This window comes from Victivallis vadensis, assembly GCF_003096415.1.
GTDB classification, from domain to species: Bacteria; Verrucomicrobiota; Lentisphaeria; order Victivallales; family Victivallaceae; genus Victivallis; species Victivallis vadensis.
This window is the reverse complement of sequence record NZ_QEKH01000020.1, coordinates 39,717-57,637: the sequence shown is the minus strand read 5'-3', so window position 1 is coordinate 57,637 and position 17,921 is coordinate 39,717. Positions and strand designations below refer to the sequence as shown.

Sequence of the window (17,921 nt, the reverse complement as noted above, 5' to 3'; positions counted from 1 at the left end):
CTACTCTTTTCTGTGGTTTTGCGGGGCGCCGCATTGGTTTTGCGCCTCCAGTTGGTTGAGCTTGTCGCGCAGGAAGGCGGCGAAGCGTTCGCGGAACTCCGGACGGCGCAGCCCGAATTCAACCGTGCCCTCCAGAAAACCGAGTTTGTTGCCCAGATCGTAACGGTTTCCTTCGATCCGGCGCGCGTACATCTCGCGCGTTGCGACCAGCCGGCGCATCGCATCGGTCAGCTGGATTTCGTTCCCCTTGCCGCGGGGAGTCTCCTTCAGCGCCTCGAAAATATCCGGCGTGAAGAGGTAGCGGGAGGCGACCGCGTAATTGCTCGGCGCCTCTTCGACGGAGGGCTTTTCGATGAAGTCCTCCACTTTGAACAATCCCGGTTCGAACTCGTCCGCCCGGATGACTCCGTAGCGGCCGACCAGTTCCATCGGTACCGGTTCGACCGCGGTGACCGGTGCTCCGAAACGCTCGTAGGCGTCGATCAGCTGCCCGGTGACGGTCCGGTCGGTCGTGCTCGACAGCACCGTGTCGGCCAGCAGCACCGCAAAAGGCTCGTCGCCGACGAAGGACTTTGCACGCAGTACCGCGTCGCCAAGCCCGTTGAGCTGCTGCTGGTAGATGTAGTGGATGTCGGCCAGCGAATCGATCGCACGCAGTTCGTCGAGCAACTGCTGTTTGCCGTTGGCGGCGAGACGCGCTTCCAGGTCCGGAACCGGGTTGAAATGGTCCTGAATCGCGTTTTTACCGGAGCTGGTGATGATCAGGATCTCCTCGATTCCGGCGGCGGCGGCCTCTTCGACCACGTACTGGATCACCGGCTTGTCCACCAGCGGGATCATCTCCTTGGGGACCGCGCGGGTGAAAGGCAGGAACCGGGTGCCGAATCCGGCGGCGGGCAATACGGCTTTGCGCACGGGCTTCATCGGATCTCTCCCGAAGTGACGATTTCCGGCTTGATCACGTCGATCCGCTCGTTGCGCAGCACGTCGGCGAGACGGCGGAACATCTTCTCGTCTTCATAGGTGCCGATGATCGCGCCGCCGGAACCGGTGAATTTGGCGGACGCACCGACCGAACGGGCAAGTTCGACCATGCGGCGGTTCTTTTCGCTGACCGCATTGGCACAGACTTCGCAGCGCAGGTCGAAATTGCGGTCAAGCAGCGCCGGGATCCGGTCGAACTCCCGCGAACCGAGGCAGGCGCGGACCTGTTCGGTCAGCTCCGCCCACTCCCGCATCGCGGCGACCACGTGCGGCACGCGCGCTTCGTACTCCTCGCGGAGGCGGCTGTGCAGCACCTCGGAGCCTTCGGCAAGGTCGGTCCGGTAGGCCACATAGAGGTTCAGCCCGTCGGGAATCTCGATCGCCTCGTAACGGCCGATGCCGTGCTCATTCATGTAGGAGGCGTCGAAATCCATGTAGACCGGGATGTTGTAGGCCTGCGCCACCCGGTCCTGAAGCCCCGCCGGAATCCCCAGCTCGTCGCGTTCGGTCGACAGCACGATATTCGCGAGGATCGCCGGAGCAAGGCGGATGTGGTAAAATTCGCACATCGCGCGCATCGCGGCGGTGATGATCGCCGACGATCCCGCCAGTCCGAGCCGGTTCGGAATCGTGCTGCTGTAGCGCATCGTGAAATTCTTTTTTTCGAGCTTGAGCCCGTGGCGGTGACAATACTCGTTGAATTTCTTCACGGCGGCCTTGAGCAGCCGGATGCCGCCGTAATAACCGTAGAGTTCGACGTCGCTGGTCAGCGCGTCGAGGTCCGCGAACACGTTGTTGTCGCGTTTGGCCGGGAGCAGTTCCAGCTCCGGCGTTTCATAAAGCCGGACCTCCGCGGAGTAGTTGCGAAAGACGAATGCGATGGTCTTGCCGTTGTAGCCGTCGGAAGGATTTCCGATCAGCGCGGCGCGCGGATAAGCTACGGTTTTTATGATCATGGAAAGAAAACAGTTCCTCTTTTACAACAATATGCAACGTAATATAACGTTGCCGCCGGTGTTTTGCAAACGTCTCCGCCCGGCAATTCGGAAAAAACGAACTGCCGGGCGGCGGGCATCGGGAAAAGCGGTCCCGGTCAGCATCCGGGCTGCGGAATGCTCCGGAACCGGGAGTAGTCGAGGAACTGCATCGCCCGGGGCAGGTTGTGCCGGCAGCTCAAGATGACGGTATTGGTCATAAAGCTGTCGGGTTGCGGCTGGGAAGGGAGGAAGGCGCCATGTCTCGGGACGGGACTTTCATTACGGAAAAACGACTGCCGCGAATCTTCCGAAACGCGTTTGATATCCAGCACGGCCTTGCCGGAACGGTCGCAGGGAATATCGAGAGGGTCTTTCAGGAACCGGGCGCCGGCCTGCAGAGGATATCCGTCCGGCAGCGGCAGGGAGATATACTGCTTGAGCAGCTCTTCCGGGGCATCGCCTTCGTGGTTCAGGAAAAGGCGTATTTCCACAAGTTTTCCGCACATGAAAGTCAGGCTGGTCGCTTTTATGTCGCGATCCTTGTGGTTGCCTCTGTAAATGATCTCCTCGCCGAACGGAACGGGACGGCGCAGCAGGATTGCCCGGGTGTTCCGGTAGAACGGATAGGACTGAAAGAACTCCTTGTTGGTTGTGCCGAGCGTGAAACCCTGAAACGTGATCGGCACAGGCTGAACCCGGTCCGCGAGTGACTGGATCACTGCCTCCGGGGCCTGCATCATGGTTCCGGGGTGCGAAATGGCGCGCTTGCCGGTCTGCTGGCAGACGACGCAGGGGATTTTTTTCGTGATGAGGCTGGATTCGCCGCTGTTCGGATCGTAGCCGGGACGGGGAACGTGTTTGGTGATCTGACCGTAGCCGGAACAGAAGAAACATTTTGTTTTGGCCGGCTGAATCCGGGCGTAGGTGACTTCCGACGCATTCTGGTAGAGCAGGGCCAGCGGGTCAAGCAGTTCCAGCAGGTCGCCAAGTTCCAGCCGTTCGGTAATTGCGGTGAACAGTTCCGTGTCTTCGGCGAACTGTTTTTTCAGATAAGAGCTGTTCCAGGCAAAACTCCTGCCTTCCGCGATCAGGGAAAGATTGCCGAACAGGATTGCCGCGAAGTCCTGAGAATTGTTCGCTTCCTTCAGTTGCCGCGTCACTTCCTGCGCCCGTTCGCACATGGTCAGGTCGCATTCTGCGATTTTCCGCATGTCGATCTGTTCAAGATCGGAGACGTCGATATTGTCGATCCGGGTCGCGAAACGGCGGACTACCGGCTTCCACCATTTTTTCTGTTCGAAGCCTGATCCCTGTTTGGTCCAGTCGTCCCTGATCCGGATCATATAAGTGGCGACTCCCACGACCTTGCCGCCGTCGGTGGTGACCAGCGGTCCGCCGCTGTTGCCGGTCACGAAGGGCACTGTGGTTTCAATGGTCTGCGGTCCGACTGCCTGCAGTACCCCGTCGCTGCGACGGATGACGTTGCCGGCAAGGCTGTTGCCGTAAGCGGTAAGCCGGGTGTCCGGCTCAAGGGCGCTGACATCTTCCTCCACTTCCAGCGGCTTCGCCGTCTCGCCGGGGAACGGCTCGAATACCAGAAAAACCAGATCGCGGCTTTTGGAGGCGATCACCTCTTTGATTTCGTATTCGCGGTCGTTGACGTCAAAAACCCTCGGATTGCGTCCGGTCAGATAGACGTGAGCGTTGGATACGATGACCGGGCGGTTCCATTTGTTGACGATAAAGCCGGAGCCGGCGCCCTTATCCGTGCGGATAATCAGCATATTGCCGTTTCGCCTGGCCGCGTGCCGGCCGGGGTTCGTTTCGCCGCGGGTGAGCTGGCTGAACAGCGAATCGCCGCCGTTTTCCGGCGGTGTGCCGGCGCAGAGCGAACCCCCGATGGAAAACGCGAGCAGCAGAAGCAGGATTCCGGACATGATTTTCCCCCGTTTTAATGAATTGTGTGTTCCGAAAAAATAAACCCGGTCGCATACCGGGATAATATATAATATTTTTAATTGAAAATCAAATTGCTCCGGTGGTTTATCCGTGCAATATTCTTCCCTCTGTAAAAAACGGCAACTCTCCTGGAACGTGTTCCGGAGAGTTGCCGAATCGGAAAACGGATCATTACGGCAGGAGCTTGAACGCCTTGACCACGTCGGCCACTTCCTGCTCGTTCATCGGCGTCATGCCGCCGAGCGGACCGGCCATCAGCGTCGCCTTGGCGCTGTATTCGGCCACTTCGAGGCGGTCGAAAGCTTCGAGCACGCTCTTGCCGGTCGAAATCACCGCCTGCTGGCGGATGCGCACGATCGGATAGCGCGGCGACAGGGTCTTGAGCAGGTTCGCGGTGTCCTGCGTGGTCGCCGTGAACGGAAATTCCGGCATTTCGCGCAGCATGATGTAGCTCTCGGGAATCACCCGGGGATCGAACTTGGCATTCGCGATGCCGTAGGCCGCGAGGCAGGGCGGATTCGCAATGATCATCGCATTCAGCTCCGGCTGCGCGTCGAAGAGCGCCTTGATGAACCACGCGGTCGGGGTCAGCGCCTTGCCGGCTTCATATCGCGTGCCCTTGACCAGCACCATGTCGGCCGGTTCGAGGGTGGCGCGGTCGGCGCCCGCCGGGGTGACCAGGAAGGAATCCGGGCCGAGCCGGACCGCGATGGTGCCGTCGGCGCTGGTGAACAGGAACTGGTCGTAGGAGCGGCGCGCCATTTGCGCCATTTTGCGGCGCTGTTCGAGTTCGTCGCTGCTCGGGCACTCCGGGGTGAACTCCGAAAACTCCTTGTTGCGGTCGGTGAAGAGGTCGGCCAATTGATCCGCCGGAATCGACTGCGGCTTGCCGAGGGTCACCGCGTGGGCGAGCATCCGGGCGCAGAAGTCGAGCGTTTCGATGCGGCGGAACGCCTCGTCCATCGTCCTGCCCACCACGCACGCGCCGTGGTTGCGCAGCAGCGTGGTATTGTGCCCCTTGGCGAATTCGGCGCTGACCAGTTCGCCGAGGCCGTCGCTGCCGGGAACGTCATAGCCCGCGAAACCGACGCTGCCGCAGACTCCGGCGGAGGTGCTGGTCGCGCTGGTGTCCGGCGTCACGCCGGCGACGCTGAAGCTGACCAGCGCCGGGGGATGGGCGTGCAGCACCGCCTTCACGTCCGGACGGAGCTTGTAGACGGCGCGGTGGAACGGGTATTCGACCGACGGGCGGTGGGGGCCGACGATAGCGCCGTCGGGCTTCACGCACATGATATCCTCGCGGCGCAGCGTGCCTTTGTCGACGCCGCTGGGGCTGATCCACATATTCCCGTCGCTGTCCATGATCGAGAGGTTGCCGCCGCTGGTGGTGGTCATCCCGTAATCGTAGATGCGCTTCATGAACGCGACGATCTGGTCGCTGGGATGGATGAACTTGTTTTTCGTCATAGCTGTTCCCTGTAGAAAATTGATGATATAGGTTACACCTGATTCCATTGCTTACTATACACCCCCGTCCGGTGTTTGGCAAGTGCGGAAATCATGATTCGGCCTGTTGCAATGAGCCGTGCGCGGTGCTATATTAATAAGATTTGTCATTATAACCCATCGGAACAAGCAAGAACATCATGAGTGAAATCAGAAACATCGCGATCATCGCGCACGTCGACCACGGCAAAACCACCCTTGTGGACCAGATCCTGCATCAGGCCAAGGTCTTCCGCGACAACGAGGTGGTGCAGGAGTGCTTTCTCGACAACAACGACCTCGAACGCGAACGCGGCATCACCATTCTGTCGAAGAATATCAGCATCAACTATAAAAATACCAAGATCAACGTGATCGACACCCCCGGACACAGCGACTTCGGCGGGCAGGTCGAACGGGTGCTGAAGCTGGCCGACGGCGTGATCCTGCTGGTCGATTCGGCGGAAGGGCCGATGCCGCAGACCCGCTTCGTGCTGGACAAGGCGCTGCAGCTCAATTTGCGTCCGGTGGTGGTGATCAACAAGATCGACAAGCCCGACGCGCGGCCCGACGCGGTGCACGACAAGGTGTTCGACCTCTTCTGTGAATTGAACGCCTCCGACGAGCAGCTCGACTTCCCGGTGCTCTATGCCTCCGGCCGCGACGGCTGGGCGGTGCGGGAATTGGACGATCCGCGCGAATCGATCTATCCGCTGCTGGATGCGATCATCGAATTTGTTCCGGCTCCGCCGAAAGTCGACGGCCCGGTGCAGTGTCAGGTCGCGACGCTCGACTATTCCAACTTCGTGGGTCGGATCGGCATCGGCCGCGTCTACCGCGGCACGCTCGACACCCGCAAGCCGCTGGTGATCGTGAAGCGCGACGGACGGACCGAACCGGCGCAGGTCAAGCAGCTTTTCACCTTCGAGGGGATCGGCCGCAAGGAGACCAGCGTGGTCGAGTGCGGCGACCTCTGCGCGATCGTCGGCATCTCCGACATCGACATCTCCGACACCATCTGCGACGCGGAGCAGCCGGAGGCTATGCCTGTGATCGCGATCGACGAGCCGACCATTTCGATGCTGTTCCGGATCAACGACTCGCCGTTTTTCGGGCGGGAAGGCAAGTACGTCGGCAGCCGCCAGCTCCGCGAGCGCCTTTTCAAGGAGGTCGAGCGCGACGTGGCGCTGCGGGTCGAAGACGTGAACGGCGAAGCCTTCAAGGTCTCCGGCCGCGGCGTGCTGCATCTCGCGATCCTGATTGAGACGATGCGCCGCGAAGGTTACGAATTCGCGGTCGCCAAGCCGCAGGTGATCTGCAAGGAGATCGACGGCGTGAAGAACGAGCCGATTGAACGGCTCAGCGTCGACGTGCCCGCCGATTTCGCGGGGCGGATCATCGAGATGGTCGGCATGCGCCGCGGCGAACTGATCCAGATGGAGTCGCGCGGCCAGCGGCAGCTTCTGGAGTTTTACATTCCCACTCGCGGCCTGATCGGTCTGCGCAGCAAGGCGCTGACCGCCAGCCAGGGCGAGGCGATCGTGTCGCATTTGTTCGACCACTACGAACCCTTCAAGGGGGCGATTCCGTCGCGCACCAACGGCACGATGGTCAGCATGGGCAACGGCAAGTCGATTCCGTTTGCGATCGACGGCCTGCAGCAGCGCGGCGAGTTTTTCATCGAGCCGGGCGTGGACTGCTATGAGGGCATGATCGTCGGCGAGCACTGCAAGGAAGGCGACCTGGTCGTCAACGTGCAGCGCGCGAAGCAGCTGACCAATATGCGCGCGGCGGGCAGCGACCGCAATATGAAGATCGCGCCGGCGCGCAAGATGTCGCTGGAGCAGGCGCTCGAATACATCGAGGACGATGAACTCGTGGAAGTGACGCCGCTGAACATCCGCCTGCGCAAATTCTTCCTGACGGAGCTGGAGCGCCGCCGTCAGCGCGGCCGCCTCGCCTCCGAGCTGGAAGAACAGTAATTCACTGCCGGGAGAACGGGAACATGCGGCGGATCATCGCGGGACTCGTACTGGTTTTTCTGCTGTTGCCGGCGGGGGCGCTCCATGCTTCCGTGCGCAATGTGATCCTGATCCTGACCGACGGGGTGAATCAGGCGCAGCTGGAGCTGGCGCGCCAGGCGGGATTCCGGAATGCCGGCATGTCCAATTCGGCGGCGATGCCGGTTTCCGGCACGCTGCTTCCGCTGCCCGGCGATTTTGAACGTCCGGTCCTTGCCGCGAAGAATGCGCTGGCCACCGGAACCGGACAGGACCGGATGCTCGGCATGACCGTTTCGGACGAAGTGCTTGATTCTTTGCTGACGCAGGCGAAGCTGCAGGGACGCCGGACCGGTTTCGTGACCGACGGCGCCCTGAACGACTGGACCGGCGGCGTGTTTTTCGCCCACGAATCCCAATTGCCGGAGCCGGACAAACTGGCCGACTGGCTGCCGCTTTGCGACTTCGACCTGCTGGCCGGTACGCTGAACCGGCCGCAGGCTCCGGCGCTGGACCCGTTGGACGCGCCGATGGCGAAGCTCGGCTACGCGTTGGCCAAGAACCGAAAGCAGGTGCGGGAGGCCGCGCCGGACCGTCGGCTGTTTGCAACCCATTCTCTGCTGGAGAGCCGTCTGTTTGCCGCGGACCGGCCGAAGGACTCCAATGAATCCGGCCTGCTGGACTACATGGCGCGGGCTTTGTCCTGGCCGCAGGATGCGCGGGGAATGTTTCTGGTCGTGGATTGTTCGAAAATCCGGCTGGCGGCGGCGACGAACGATACCGCCGCGCTGATCCGGGAGCTGTGGATGTTCGACCGGGTGCTGGGAGAGGCGGTCGCTTTCTATAAGGAGCACCCGGAGGATACGCTGGTGGTGGCCGTTTCGCTCTACGATGTCGGTGATCTCCAGCTCGGCCGGGAGATCGGCACGGACTTTCCGGTCGGAACGACCCGGGCGTCGATGCTGGCGAAGCTGAACACTTCCGCGATGACTTTCCGGCAGGCGTTGGAACTGGCCGGAGCCGGCGACCTTTTCGCTCCCGGCGCGGAGGAGCTGCGCGAGCTGGAGCGGGCCTACGATGTGATCCTGGCCAAACCGGCCCCGCGCGATTTCCGTTCGTGGCTGGACCGGGTGCTGAACCTGCGCGACCGCCACGCCGGTGTGGAGTGGCTGACCCGCGCTGCGACGATCTCCCTGACGCCGGTGCTGGCGATCGGGACCGGTTCCGAAGCCTTCGCCGGAGAGTACAACGCCGAAGAGCTGCACCGCAAACTGGCCGCCGTCCTCGGGCTCACCGCCCGCCCGGAATAATTCTCCAATAAAAAACTCCTGCCCGGTTCGGACAGGAGTTTGCGAGCGCGTGTTTGCTGAAACTCAGAAGTTTTCAGCGGTGATTTCGAAGTAGGCCTTCGGATGCTTGCAGACCGGGCAGATTTCCGGAGCTTTTTCGCCGACGAAGATGTGACCGCAGTTGCGGCATTCCCAGCGCTTTTCATCCTTGCGGACGAAGACTTCGCCGCTCTGGATGTTCGCGAGCAGCTTCTTGTAGCGCTCTTCGTGGCGCTTTTCGATCTCGGCGACGCGGGCGAAGTTGCGGGAGAGGGCCTCGAAACCTTCGGCGGCAGCTTCTTCCGAGAAACGCTTGTACATATCGGTCCACTCCTCATGTTCGCCGGCGGCCGCCGCGACGAGGTTGGCGGCGGTGTCGCCGAGCAGGCCGAGTTCCTTGAACCACAGTTTCGCGTGCTCCTTCTCGTTGTTCGCGGTCTGCTCGAAGATCGCGGCGATCTGCTCATACCCTTCCTTGCGGGCGACGGAGGCAAAGTAGGTGTATTTGTTGCGGGCCTGAGATTCTCCGGCGAACGCATAAGCGAGGTTGGCTGCAGTCTTGCTGTTCTTGAGGTCTGCCATTTTCAATTCTCCTGTGATTTTGGTTGTTTACCGTTTGATACGGCATCTCGGGTTGACATCGTTTAAAATAACCTCAGGAAGGAGAATGTCAAGTTAAAATTGATAATAATTATCAAAAAATATCGGGAGGCGAAAAGAAAACAGCAGGTTTGCGGGAAAAGCGCTAGGGTTCCAGCGTGCCGGCAGCCTGATTTTCATGGTTCCGACATGGAATCCCATTCCGGGAAACCTGCCCGCTACATGATTTCAGCCCGGCAAACCGGGATTTCCGGCCGGAAGCACGATATGGAACTCGGCACCCTGTCCCGGTACGGAGCGCACGAAAACCGTACCATGATGGTACAGCGCGACATGTTTCACGATTGCCAGCCCGATTCCGCTTCCCGGCTGCTTCCTGCTGCCGGAGGGAACGCGGTAGAAACGCTTGAAGATCCGATCCTGATGTTCCGCCGGAATGCCGCAGCCGTAATCCCGCACGCAGAAATCGATCCTGCCATCCTCCGTGGCGGAGGCGGAAACCTCGATCCGCTCCGTGCCGCTGTGCAGCACCGCATTGGCGATCAGGTTGTTCAACGCCTGCTGGAGCAGCAGCGCATCCCCCGGAAACTCCGCGGAGACGCACGGCCCCGCTTCGACCGTAATCCCCGCCGCCTCCGCCACCGGGCGGCAGACTTCAATCGCGCTGCGCACCACTGCGAGCGGCCGGACCGGCAGGAAATCATCTTCGGCCCTGCCGCGCGTGTTTTCCAGCGAAGTCAGGGTCAGAAAGTTCACAAGCAGCGTATGCAGCCGCTCCGACTGCTTCGTCAGGGTGTCAATGCAACGCACTTTGTACTCTTCGTGGTCGAGCGCCCCGCTGTTGATCGCATCGACCGCGCCGACGATTCCGGTCAGCGGCGTTTTCATTTCGTGGGAGATCGCCGCGATGAACTCGCGGCGGTACGCCTCCAGCTTGCGGATCTCGGAGAGGTCGGTCGCCGAAATCAGGAAAAAACGCTGTTCATCCCGCACAAACGAAACCGCGTTGACCAGCAGTTGGTACTCCCGGTCGCCGCGCCGGAGGATCAGTTCCCCGGAATATGCGCCGTGTTCGCCGGTTTTACGGATGCACTCGCGCAACTCCTCCGGACAGTCGGGAAGGGCGGCGCATTCCGGGTTCGTTCCGGGAAAGAACAGTTCGCACGCGGTCCGGTTCCACTGTCCGATCTTTCCCGCGGCATCGACCAGCAGCACCGCTTCGGTCAGGGAGTTCAGGATCGCCTTGCGTTCGTTGGCGTCGTCCCGCAGCGACACGATCTGCTTTTTCAACTGTTCGGTCAAGGTCTGCAAACAGAGCGCGATCTCCCGGATCAGGCCGCTCCGGGGGACATACACGGGATATTCCAGTTCACCCGCCGCGATTTTCGACATGCTTGCGAACAGACGGTTCAGGGGCGAACGGATCCAGTAGCAGAAATAGGTCACCAGCGCCAGCGTCGACAGCACTCCCAATGCGGTCAGGATCAGGATTCCCCGCCGCGTCTGCCGCATCAGCAGCGTCATGCTGTTGCATTTCGAGGCCATCACCAGCACATAGTCCTGCTCCCCGATCCGGAACCGGACCGAATGGTAGACCATGAAGGAATTCAGCGTGCGGTCGAATTTGACCACCACGTCCTCGTCGCGGTTTCCCTTGAAGATGTTCTTGATTTCCGGTTCGCGGATGTGCTCGGAAAGGTAACCCGGCACTCCCTCGCTCTCCATGATCGCCCCCTTGCCGCGGGCGATGATCTTCACGATCATCGGATTCGGGCCGTGGTTGCCGCTGAGCATCCGGCGCATCTTGTCGAGCTGCTTCGTCTCCAGCAGCTCCCGGAACGCGCGCACCAGAAAGGCGTTGTTGTGCCGCGTCTCCTCCGCGATCTCCTGAAAGTAGGCTTTCTTGAAATTCGCAAGCTGGATGTCCAGCAGGAAAATCGAAAAAATGATGATCACCCCGATGATGGCGGGAACGAACAGCAGCACCGTATCCTTGCGCGCCATCAGCTTCATTCTCCGGCCGCCCGGTAACCGACGCCCCGCACCGTTTCGATGTGATCCGCCCACTCTCCGAGTTTCCGGCGCAGATTGACCATGTGCATGTCAATCGCGCGCGCGGTCACCGGGTAATTGTCCCCCTTGACCTCCCGGATGATCTGGTTCCGGGTGAACACCCGTCCCGGATTGGCCGCCAGCAGCGCCAGCGTCTTGAACTCATCCGCCGTCAGCGTCAGCGGCCTGCCGTCCAGCGACACGCTGTGCGTGACCAGGTCGATGGAAAGAGCCCCGAGCACAATCGTCCGGCCTCCCTTCGTCCCGTTGCGCTTTTTCCGCAGCTGGACCGCGATCCGCGCCGCCAGCACCTTGCTGCTGTACGGCTTGGTGATGTAGTCGTCGGCGCCGATTTCCAGCCCGAGCACCACATCGTTCTCTTCGCCTTTCGCCGTCAGCATGATCACCGGAATATCCGCCAGAGCCGGATTGTTCTTCAGATTCCGGCAGACCGTCAGGCCATCGATCCCCGGCAGCATCACGTCAAGCAGAATCAGGTCCGGCACCAGCTGCGCGGCCATCGCCAGCCCCTCTTCGCCGTCCGAAGCGCAGTACACCTGCTGGAACCCGTTCATATTCAGGTTCATTTTCGTCATGTCGCGGATGGAGGCATCGTCCTCGATCATCAGTATCTGTGGATTCATACGCACCGCTCTTTCCCTCCGTAGCTGTTCCGCATAATTTACATCGGATTCACGCCAAAATCAAGCCGCCCGACAGCGGCAGGGCACTGCTGCCGGGGCGGCGGGCACATGCAAAGCATCGGTCGGCCGCCAAGACTATGAGTAAGGCCACATTGCCTTTCAGGCAGTATATAATAAGGCCGTGCCGCCTTTTACACGGCGCACAATAAGCGCGGCAAGCGCCGCGGCGGCAAGGTGCCGCTGCCGGGTGCGCACGCCAATGCCCCTACGGGGGGCGCGCGGCGCTTGGCACATGCGAACATTGGTTGGTCTCCATAACCGCTTACGCGGCGCACAATAAGCGCGGTCAGCGCCGCGAACGAATGTGAGGGAATTACTTGCCTTTAGCAAGTAACGAGGAACGATAGCGACGAAGCCGAACGTAGTGAGCGAAGCCCCCCCTGGCGTAGCCCGCAACGCGGGCGTTGAAGGGGTTGGCCGCCGCAGGCGGACAAGTAAGCGGCGAAGCCGCGCCCGCGAGCGGAAGTGCTCCGCAACCGAATTGGCCTCCGCCGCCGGCGAGGGGGTCCGGGGGACGTGCGCGACGTCCCTCGGAGCCATCCGCAGGCCGGAGGCCCGGTGCTCACTACCCTCCGGGCAGCTGGCCTGTTATTGTGCTCAAAAATTGTTACCCTCCGGGCAGCTGGCCTGTTCTTGATGCAATGCAAAGCCGAATATAAAACTCACGCGCGATTTGGAGTGCGGTCCCATGATTTTCTCCTGCCCATTCCCGATATCGGACATGGTGTCGCCCATACGAATTAACTGATTTATCCATAATGAATTGCGCTCGACAATGTGACTTTGTCAATCCGGCCGCGGCCCAAGCCGGGCCGACGTGAGACGCACAGTAACTTTTTCATTGAAAGCTAACAGTTTAATGACGGCAGTAAATTTGACAAGTTGAAATTTACGGATTATATTATATATTGTATTGAAAGGGGAATGAGGAGACAAGCGTACAGGATTGGAATCGCATCGCGGGAATGAGGCGTTTCTATTCATCGCTCTGTCTTGATTTTCAGCAATTTGACTGCTGTGCGCAATACGGATTTCGTGATAAAGACACGGCAGCCGGATTGGGATAATGCCGGAAGGATTCCGGCAGTTGGGACAAACGGCCCGGGAAGAGGGGCCGCGCGATCAAAAAAAGGAACCTGAATTAAGGAATCTGGAGGAAAATTATGTTGAAAAAGAGCATGGCCAAAGTTACCCGCACCCCGCGCCGCAGCATTACCTTCACCGTGGAGGACGCTCCCGGCAAACAGGTCGCCGTCGCCGGCACCTTCAATGACTGGACGCCCGACCGTCCGCTGCTCGACAAGGAGGGCAATGGCGTCTACTCCTGCCGGATGATGCTTGAGCCGGGCACCTACGAATACAAGTTCGTGGTGGACGGCGAGTGGAAGCTTGATTCGAACAATCCCAATTTCGCTCCGAACGATCTCGGTACGCTGAACAGCGTGCTGGTGGTCGAGAGTAAATAACCATGTTTTGACGGGGCGGCAATTCCGCCGTCCCGCAAAAGACCGGATTCCCCGGGAAACATACGGTGTTTGAAAATCTCCGGACGCCCGGTTGGGAAACGTCGGCTGCGCCATCGGCGTATTCTGCGGTTTCTTTCCGGCGTTGTCCGCTGTGTTTTCGCTCCGGCGAAGGATCAGAACAACTATGGAACTGCAGCTGTACAATGTGGCGCCGCGCGTGCCGAAAGAACTCAAATTTCTCGAAGAACTCTCCAACAACATCTGGTGGTGCTGGCATCCTCTGGCGATCGAGGTGCTGATGCGCATCAATCCGAACCTGTGGCGCGAACTTTCCGGCAACGCCAAGCGTTTCCTGCGCGAAGTGCCGCAGTCCCGCCTGGAGGAGCTGGCGCACGATCCGACTTACATCCGGCAGCTCCACGCCGTACAGGCGGAGTTTGAGCGCCAGATTCCGGCGAAGGACGACCTCGCGGCGCGCAAGGTGGCCTATTTCTCGCTGGAATTCGGCATCCATGAAAGCATCCGGATCTTTTCCGGCGGCCTCGGCGTGCTGGCCGGCGACCACCTGAAAGCCGCCTCCGACCTCAAGCTGCCGATGGTGGCGGTGGGGTTGCTGTACCGGCAGGGATATTTCCGGCAGGTGCTGGACCGCAACGGCTGGCAGATCGAACACTATCCGGTTTCGGAAATCCACAATCTGCCTGTGGTGCGCGGCTGCGATCCCTCCGGCAAGCCGGTGACCATCAGCATCCGCCTGATCGACCGCGAGCTTTTCGCGGCGGTCTGGGTGCTGTGGGTCGGCAACGTCCCGCTGGTGTTGCTCGACACCGAGCTGCCCCAGAATCCGCCCGACCTGCGCGAAGTGACCTGGCGGCTCTACGGCGGCGACAAGCGCATGCGGCTGCACCAGGAGCTGCTGCTCGGAATCGGCGGCTTCAAGGCGCTGGTCGCGATGGGATACGAACCGGCGGTCTGCCACATGAACGAGGGGCACGCCGGCTTCCTGTCGCTGGCGCGCATCGCGCATCTGGTCAACGACGCGGGCTACGAACCGGATGTGGCGCTCGAAATCGTATGGCGTTCCAATGTTTTCACCACCCATACGCCGGTGCCGGCGGGCAACGAGGTCTTCGACATCAATCTGGTGCGTCCTTATCTGAACACTTTCGCGGCGGAGGCCCGCCTCGACGTGGACCGCGTGATCCGCTGGGGCATTCCGATCTACGACCGCGACCACGCTTCCGAGATGTCGATGACGGTCTTCGGGCTGCGGCTGGCCAACTACAGCAACGGCGTCAGCAAACTGCACGGCGAAGTCGCCCGCGAAATGTGGAAGCACCTGTGGCCGCAACGCTCGGTCGCGGAAATTCCGATCAGGCATATCACCAACGGCGTGCATATCGCGTCGTGGGTTTCGCACCGGATCTGGGACCTCTATGAGCAGTACCTGACTCCGAAATGGGCCGCGAACCCGAAAATGGACGCGCTGAAAGAAGGCATCCGGGAGTTGCCGGACGAAGAACTGTGGATGGCTCACGAGCTGTGCCGCCAGTCGCTGGTGCGCCGCGCCCGCCGCCTGATGCAGAATAACTTCCGTTACATGACCGACGGCGCCGCGCCGGAGGTGGTCACCAAGCGCAAGAGCGTGCTCGACCCGGGCATCCTGACCATCGGTTTCGCCCGCCGCTTCGCGACCTACAAGCGCGGCACGCTGCTGCTGCGCAATCCGCAGCGGCTGATCGCCCTGCTGAAGGACAAGAATCATCCGGTGCAGTTCATCTTCGCCGGCAAGGCCCATCCCGCCGACGACGGCGGCAAGCGGCTGATCCAGGAGCTGATCCAGTTCGCGCAGCGCGAAAACGTGCAGGACCGGCTGCTCTTCCTCGAGAACTACGACATCGGCATGGCCCGTTCGCTGGTGCAGGGCGTCGACGTGTGGCTCAACACCCCGCGCCGCCCGCAGGAGGCGAGCGGCACCTCCGGCATGAAAGCTGCGGTGAACGGAGTGATCAACTGCAGCATCCTCGACGGCTGGTGGGCGGAAGCCTACAACGGCGAAAACGGCTGGGCGATCGAGGGCAACGACTACTACACCGAGGACGAGGACCGCGACAACTACGAATGCCAGGAGCTGTTCAACCTGTTGGAGAATGACATCATTCCGTGCTTCTACGAGCGCAGCGGCGGCGAACTGCCGACCCGCTGGATCAAGCGGATGAAGGCTTCGATCACGACCGGCCTCGGGCTGTTCTCCAGCATCCGGATGGTCGAGGACTACCAGCGCATGTTCTACGCTCCGGCGACCGAAGCCTATGCGAAGCTGACCGCGGACAACGCGGAATACGCGAAGGGTCTGGTCCGCCAGAAGGAGGAGTATGTCAAGAACTTCGACGGCAATCTGCTCCATATCGAGCAGCCGACGGTCGACCGGCCGCTTTCGGACGTGCATGTCGGCGACACCTTCCAGGTGACCACCCGCGTCCATCTGGCCGGGCTGAAACCGGAGGAGGTCGAGGTCGACGCCTATTACGGCACGGTCAACGCGCACAATGAGATCCAGACCAGCATCGCGGTTCCGATGGCGATGAAACAGGACCTCGGCGACGGCAACTACGTGTACGGCTGCGAGATCGAATGCACCTTCTCCGGCCGCTTCGGGCTGACCGCCCGGATCAAGACCGGCGGCACCGAGTGGGACAACAGCGTCCCCGGCTTCATGTGCTGGCCGCGCTGATGTGACAGGGGGGGCGCCGGATTTCAAAGTCCGGCGCCCCGCAATACGATTTGCCGGAAGAGGAGTTCCGGCGCCATTTACCAGTGAGGCGTACCAATGCGCAAAAAGACAGGAAGATCGAAACCCAGGATTCTGGTGGTGACCCCCGAAATCACCTACCTGCCGGAAGGCATGGGCAATATGGGGAATATCATGCGCGCCAAGGCGGGCGGACTGGCGGACGTTTCCGCCAGTCTGGTCGGTGCGCTGTTCCGGCAGGGAGCCGACGTGCATGTCGCGCTGCCTCACTACCGGCGCATGTTCCATATCGACGTGGGCAAGCTGATCAGCGATGAGCTGCGAGTCTACATGAACCATCTGCACAACAGCCGGATTCATCTGGCCGAGGACCGAATTTTCTACTACCGCGACGCGGTGTACAGCAACTATTCCGACGACAGCTTCCGGCAGGCGATGGCCTTCCAGCGCGAAGTGATCAACAACATCATTCCGGTGGTGGAGCCGGATCTGATCCACTGCAACGACTGGATGACCGGACTGATCCCCGCCGCCGCGCGCCGGATGGGGATTCCGTGCCTGTTTACGGTGCACAACATCCATACCCAGAAGGCGACGCTCGACGCGATCGAGGACCGCGGCATCGACGCGGCTCCATTCTGGCAGAACCTTTACTTCGAACGGCCCCCGTACAACTACGAGGAGAGCCGTTCGACCAACCTGGTGGACCAGCTCGCCAGCGGTATTTTCGCCGCGCACTTCATCAACACGGTCAGCCCGACCTTCCTGCGTGAAGTGGTGGACGGGCAGCATTCGTTCGTGCCCGCCAACATCCGGCAGGAAATGGCCAACAAGTACCATTCCGGCTGCGCGACCGGCATCCTGAACTCCCCCGACGAGGACTGCAATCCCGAGATCGACCAGTATCTGGAAATCAAATACAACGCCGACACCCATGTCCATGCCAAGCAGGTCAACAAGATCGCGTTTCAGGCGCGCACCGGGCTCAAGGTCGACCAGAATGCGCCGCTGTTCTTCTGGCCGAGCCGGCTGGACCCGGTTCAGAAGGGGTGCTCGCTGCTGTCGGACATCATGTACAATGTCGTGCATAAGTACTGGGATGCGGGGCTTCAGATCGCGATCGTCGCAAACGGCAGCTTTCAGAAAGTGTTCCGCGACATCGTCGCGTTCCATGATTTCTACGAACGGGTCACGGTGTGCGACTTTGACGAGGGGCTGTCGCACCTGGCGTTCGCGGCGTCGGACTTCATCCTGATGCCGTCGCTGTTCGAGCCCTGCGGCCTGCCTCAGATGACCAGCCAGTATTACGGCAGTCTTCCGGTCGTCCACGACACCGGCGGGCTGCATGACACCGTCGAGCACCTGAATCTGATTGACCATACGGGCAACGGCTTCCGCTTCGAGAACTACGACGACGGCGGGCTGATGTGGGGCATGGATGAGGCGATGCGCTTCTTCCGCCAGCCGGAAAACGTGAAGGAAAAGGAGATTTCCCGCGTGATGCGCGAAGCGAAACAGCGTTTCAATCACGACGTGACCGCGCAGGCCTACATCAAAATCTACGAAACCATGCTGTCGCGCCCATTGGTGCAGCATTGAACCGCTGAAGGGGGT

At 60.8% G+C, this 17,921-nt stretch carries 12 protein-coding genes; 5 read left to right on the top strand and 7 right to left on the bottom strand.

What is annotated here, in order from left to right; translation table 11 throughout:
- The 4 genes from galU to C8D82_RS12630 form a co-directional block, all read right to left on the bottom strand.
- Positions 1-924: a UTP--glucose-1-phosphate uridylyltransferase GalU gene (galU, locus tag C8D82_RS12645; protein WP_116884655.1), complete on the bottom strand. Its 924-nt coding sequence runs from the start codon at positions 922-924 to the stop codon at positions 1-3.
- Entirely contained in the window at positions 921-1,940 is a 1,020-nt protein-coding gene (locus C8D82_RS12640) for a mevalonate kinase family protein (RefSeq protein WP_116884654.1), read from the bottom strand. The genes galU and C8D82_RS12640 overlap by 4 nt, the downstream gene beginning before the upstream one ends.
- 137 nt (positions 1,941-2,077) lie before the next feature.
- Entirely contained in the window at positions 2,078-3,898 is a 1,821-nt protein-coding gene (locus C8D82_RS12635; protein ID WP_116884653.1) for a S1 family peptidase, read from the bottom strand.
- Between the two features lie 193 nt (positions 3,899-4,091).
- Positions 4,092-5,387 (bottom strand): class II aldolase/adducin family protein, encoded by a 1,296-nt coding sequence (locus tag C8D82_RS12630; RefSeq protein ID WP_165833057.1) that lies wholly within the window; start codon positions 5,385-5,387, stop codon positions 4,092-4,094.
- Positions 5,388-5,566: 179 nt separating this feature from the next.
- On the opposite strand from C8D82_RS12630, the gene typA reads away from it, so the two are divergent.
- Together typA and C8D82_RS12620 are read left to right on the top strand one after the other, a co-directional pair.
- Positions 5,567-7,387, top strand: coding sequence for a translational GTPase TypA (typA, locus tag C8D82_RS12625; RefSeq protein ID WP_116884651.1), 1,821 nt, complete (start codon positions 5,567-5,569; stop codon positions 7,385-7,387).
- A 23-nt stretch (positions 7,388-7,410) separates the two neighbouring features.
- Positions 7,411-8,715, top strand: a complete 1,305-nt coding sequence (locus C8D82_RS12620; RefSeq protein WP_116884650.1) for an alkaline phosphatase — start codon at positions 7,411-7,413, stop codon at positions 8,713-8,715.
- 63 nt (positions 8,716-8,778) lie between these two features.
- On the opposite strand, the gene rbr is transcribed toward C8D82_RS12620, so the two are convergent.
- From rbr to C8D82_RS12605, 3 genes are all read right to left on the bottom strand, one after another.
- The gene (gene rbr / locus C8D82_RS12615; protein WP_116884649.1) at positions 8,779-9,315 is read right to left on the bottom strand and encodes a rubrerythrin; all 537 of its coding nucleotides are present in this window, start codon (positions 9,313-9,315) and stop codon (positions 8,779-8,781) included.
- Between the two features lie 246 nt (positions 9,316-9,561).
- A complete protein-coding gene (locus C8D82_RS12610) occupies positions 9,562-11,337 on the bottom strand; it encodes a sensor histidine kinase (protein WP_165833056.1) in 1,776 nt (591 codons plus the stop codon).
- Between the two features lie 5 nt (positions 11,338-11,342).
- Entirely contained in the window at positions 11,343-12,029 is a 687-nt protein-coding gene (locus C8D82_RS12605) for a response regulator (protein ID WP_116884647.1), read from the bottom strand.
- Between the two features lie 1,223 nt (positions 12,030-13,252).
- Between C8D82_RS12605 and C8D82_RS12600 the strand changes: the two genes are divergently transcribed.
- The 3 genes from C8D82_RS12600 to C8D82_RS12590 all read left to right on the top strand — a co-directional run bounded on the left by C8D82_RS12600 (position 13,253) and on the right by C8D82_RS12590 (position 17,906).
- Positions 13,253-13,555: a glycogen-binding domain-containing protein gene (locus tag C8D82_RS12600; protein WP_116884646.1), complete on the top strand. Its 303-nt coding sequence runs from the start codon at positions 13,253-13,255 to the stop codon at positions 13,553-13,555.
- Between the two features lie 184 nt (positions 13,556-13,739).
- Complete coding sequence (gene glgP, locus C8D82_RS12595; RefSeq protein WP_116884645.1) at positions 13,740-16,289, top strand: alpha-glucan family phosphorylase; 2,550 nt, start codon at positions 13,740-13,742, stop codon at positions 16,287-16,289.
- Positions 16,290-16,385: 96 nt separating this feature from the next.
- Positions 16,386-17,906 (top strand): glycogen synthase, encoded by a 1,521-nt coding sequence (locus C8D82_RS12590; protein WP_116884644.1) that lies wholly within the window; start codon positions 16,386-16,388, stop codon positions 17,904-17,906.
- The last annotated feature ends 15 nt before the right edge of the window (positions 17,907-17,921 follow it).

What these genes read in the sequence shown, in the direction of transcription:
- C8D82_RS12610 (WP_165833056.1), bottom strand. Translation starts at nt 11,337, where the DNA reads ATGGCGCGCAAGGATACGGTGCTGCTGTTCGTTCCCGCCATCATCGGG.
- galU (WP_116884655.1), bottom strand. Translation starts at nt 924, where the DNA reads ATGAAGCCCGTGCGCAAAGCCGTATTGCCCGCCGCCGGATTCGGCACC.
- C8D82_RS12600 (WP_116884646.1), top strand. Translation starts at nt 13,253, where the DNA reads ATGTTGAAAAAGAGCATGGCCAAAGTTACCCGCACCCCGCGCCGCAGC.
- typA (WP_116884651.1), top strand. Translation starts at nt 5,567, where the DNA reads ATGAGTGAAATCAGAAACATCGCGATCATCGCGCACGTCGACCACGGC.
- C8D82_RS12605 (WP_116884647.1), bottom strand. Translation starts at nt 12,029, where the DNA reads ATGAATCCACAGATACTGATGATCGAGGACGATGCCTCCATCCGCGAC.
- C8D82_RS12620 (WP_116884650.1), top strand. Translation starts at nt 7,411, where the DNA reads ATGCGGCGGATCATCGCGGGACTCGTACTGGTTTTTCTGCTGTTGCCG.
- C8D82_RS12590 (WP_116884644.1), top strand. Translation starts at nt 16,386, where the DNA reads ATGCGCAAAAAGACAGGAAGATCGAAACCCAGGATTCTGGTGGTGACC.
- C8D82_RS12630 (WP_165833057.1), bottom strand. Translation starts at nt 5,387, where the DNA reads ATGACGAAAAACAAGTTCATCCATCCCAGCGACCAGATCGTCGCGTTC.
- C8D82_RS12640 (WP_116884654.1), bottom strand. Translation starts at nt 1,940, where the DNA reads ATGATCATAAAAACCGTAGCTTATCCGCGCGCCGCGCTGATCGGAAAT.
- C8D82_RS12635 (WP_116884653.1), bottom strand. Translation starts at nt 3,898, where the DNA reads ATGTCCGGAATCCTGCTTCTGCTGCTCGCGTTTTCCATCGGGGGTTCG.
- glgP (WP_116884645.1), top strand. Translation starts at nt 13,740, where the DNA reads ATGGAACTGCAGCTGTACAATGTGGCGCCGCGCGTGCCGAAAGAACTC.
- rbr (WP_116884649.1), bottom strand. Translation starts at nt 9,315, where the DNA reads ATGGCAGACCTCAAGAACAGCAAGACTGCAGCCAACCTCGCTTATGCG.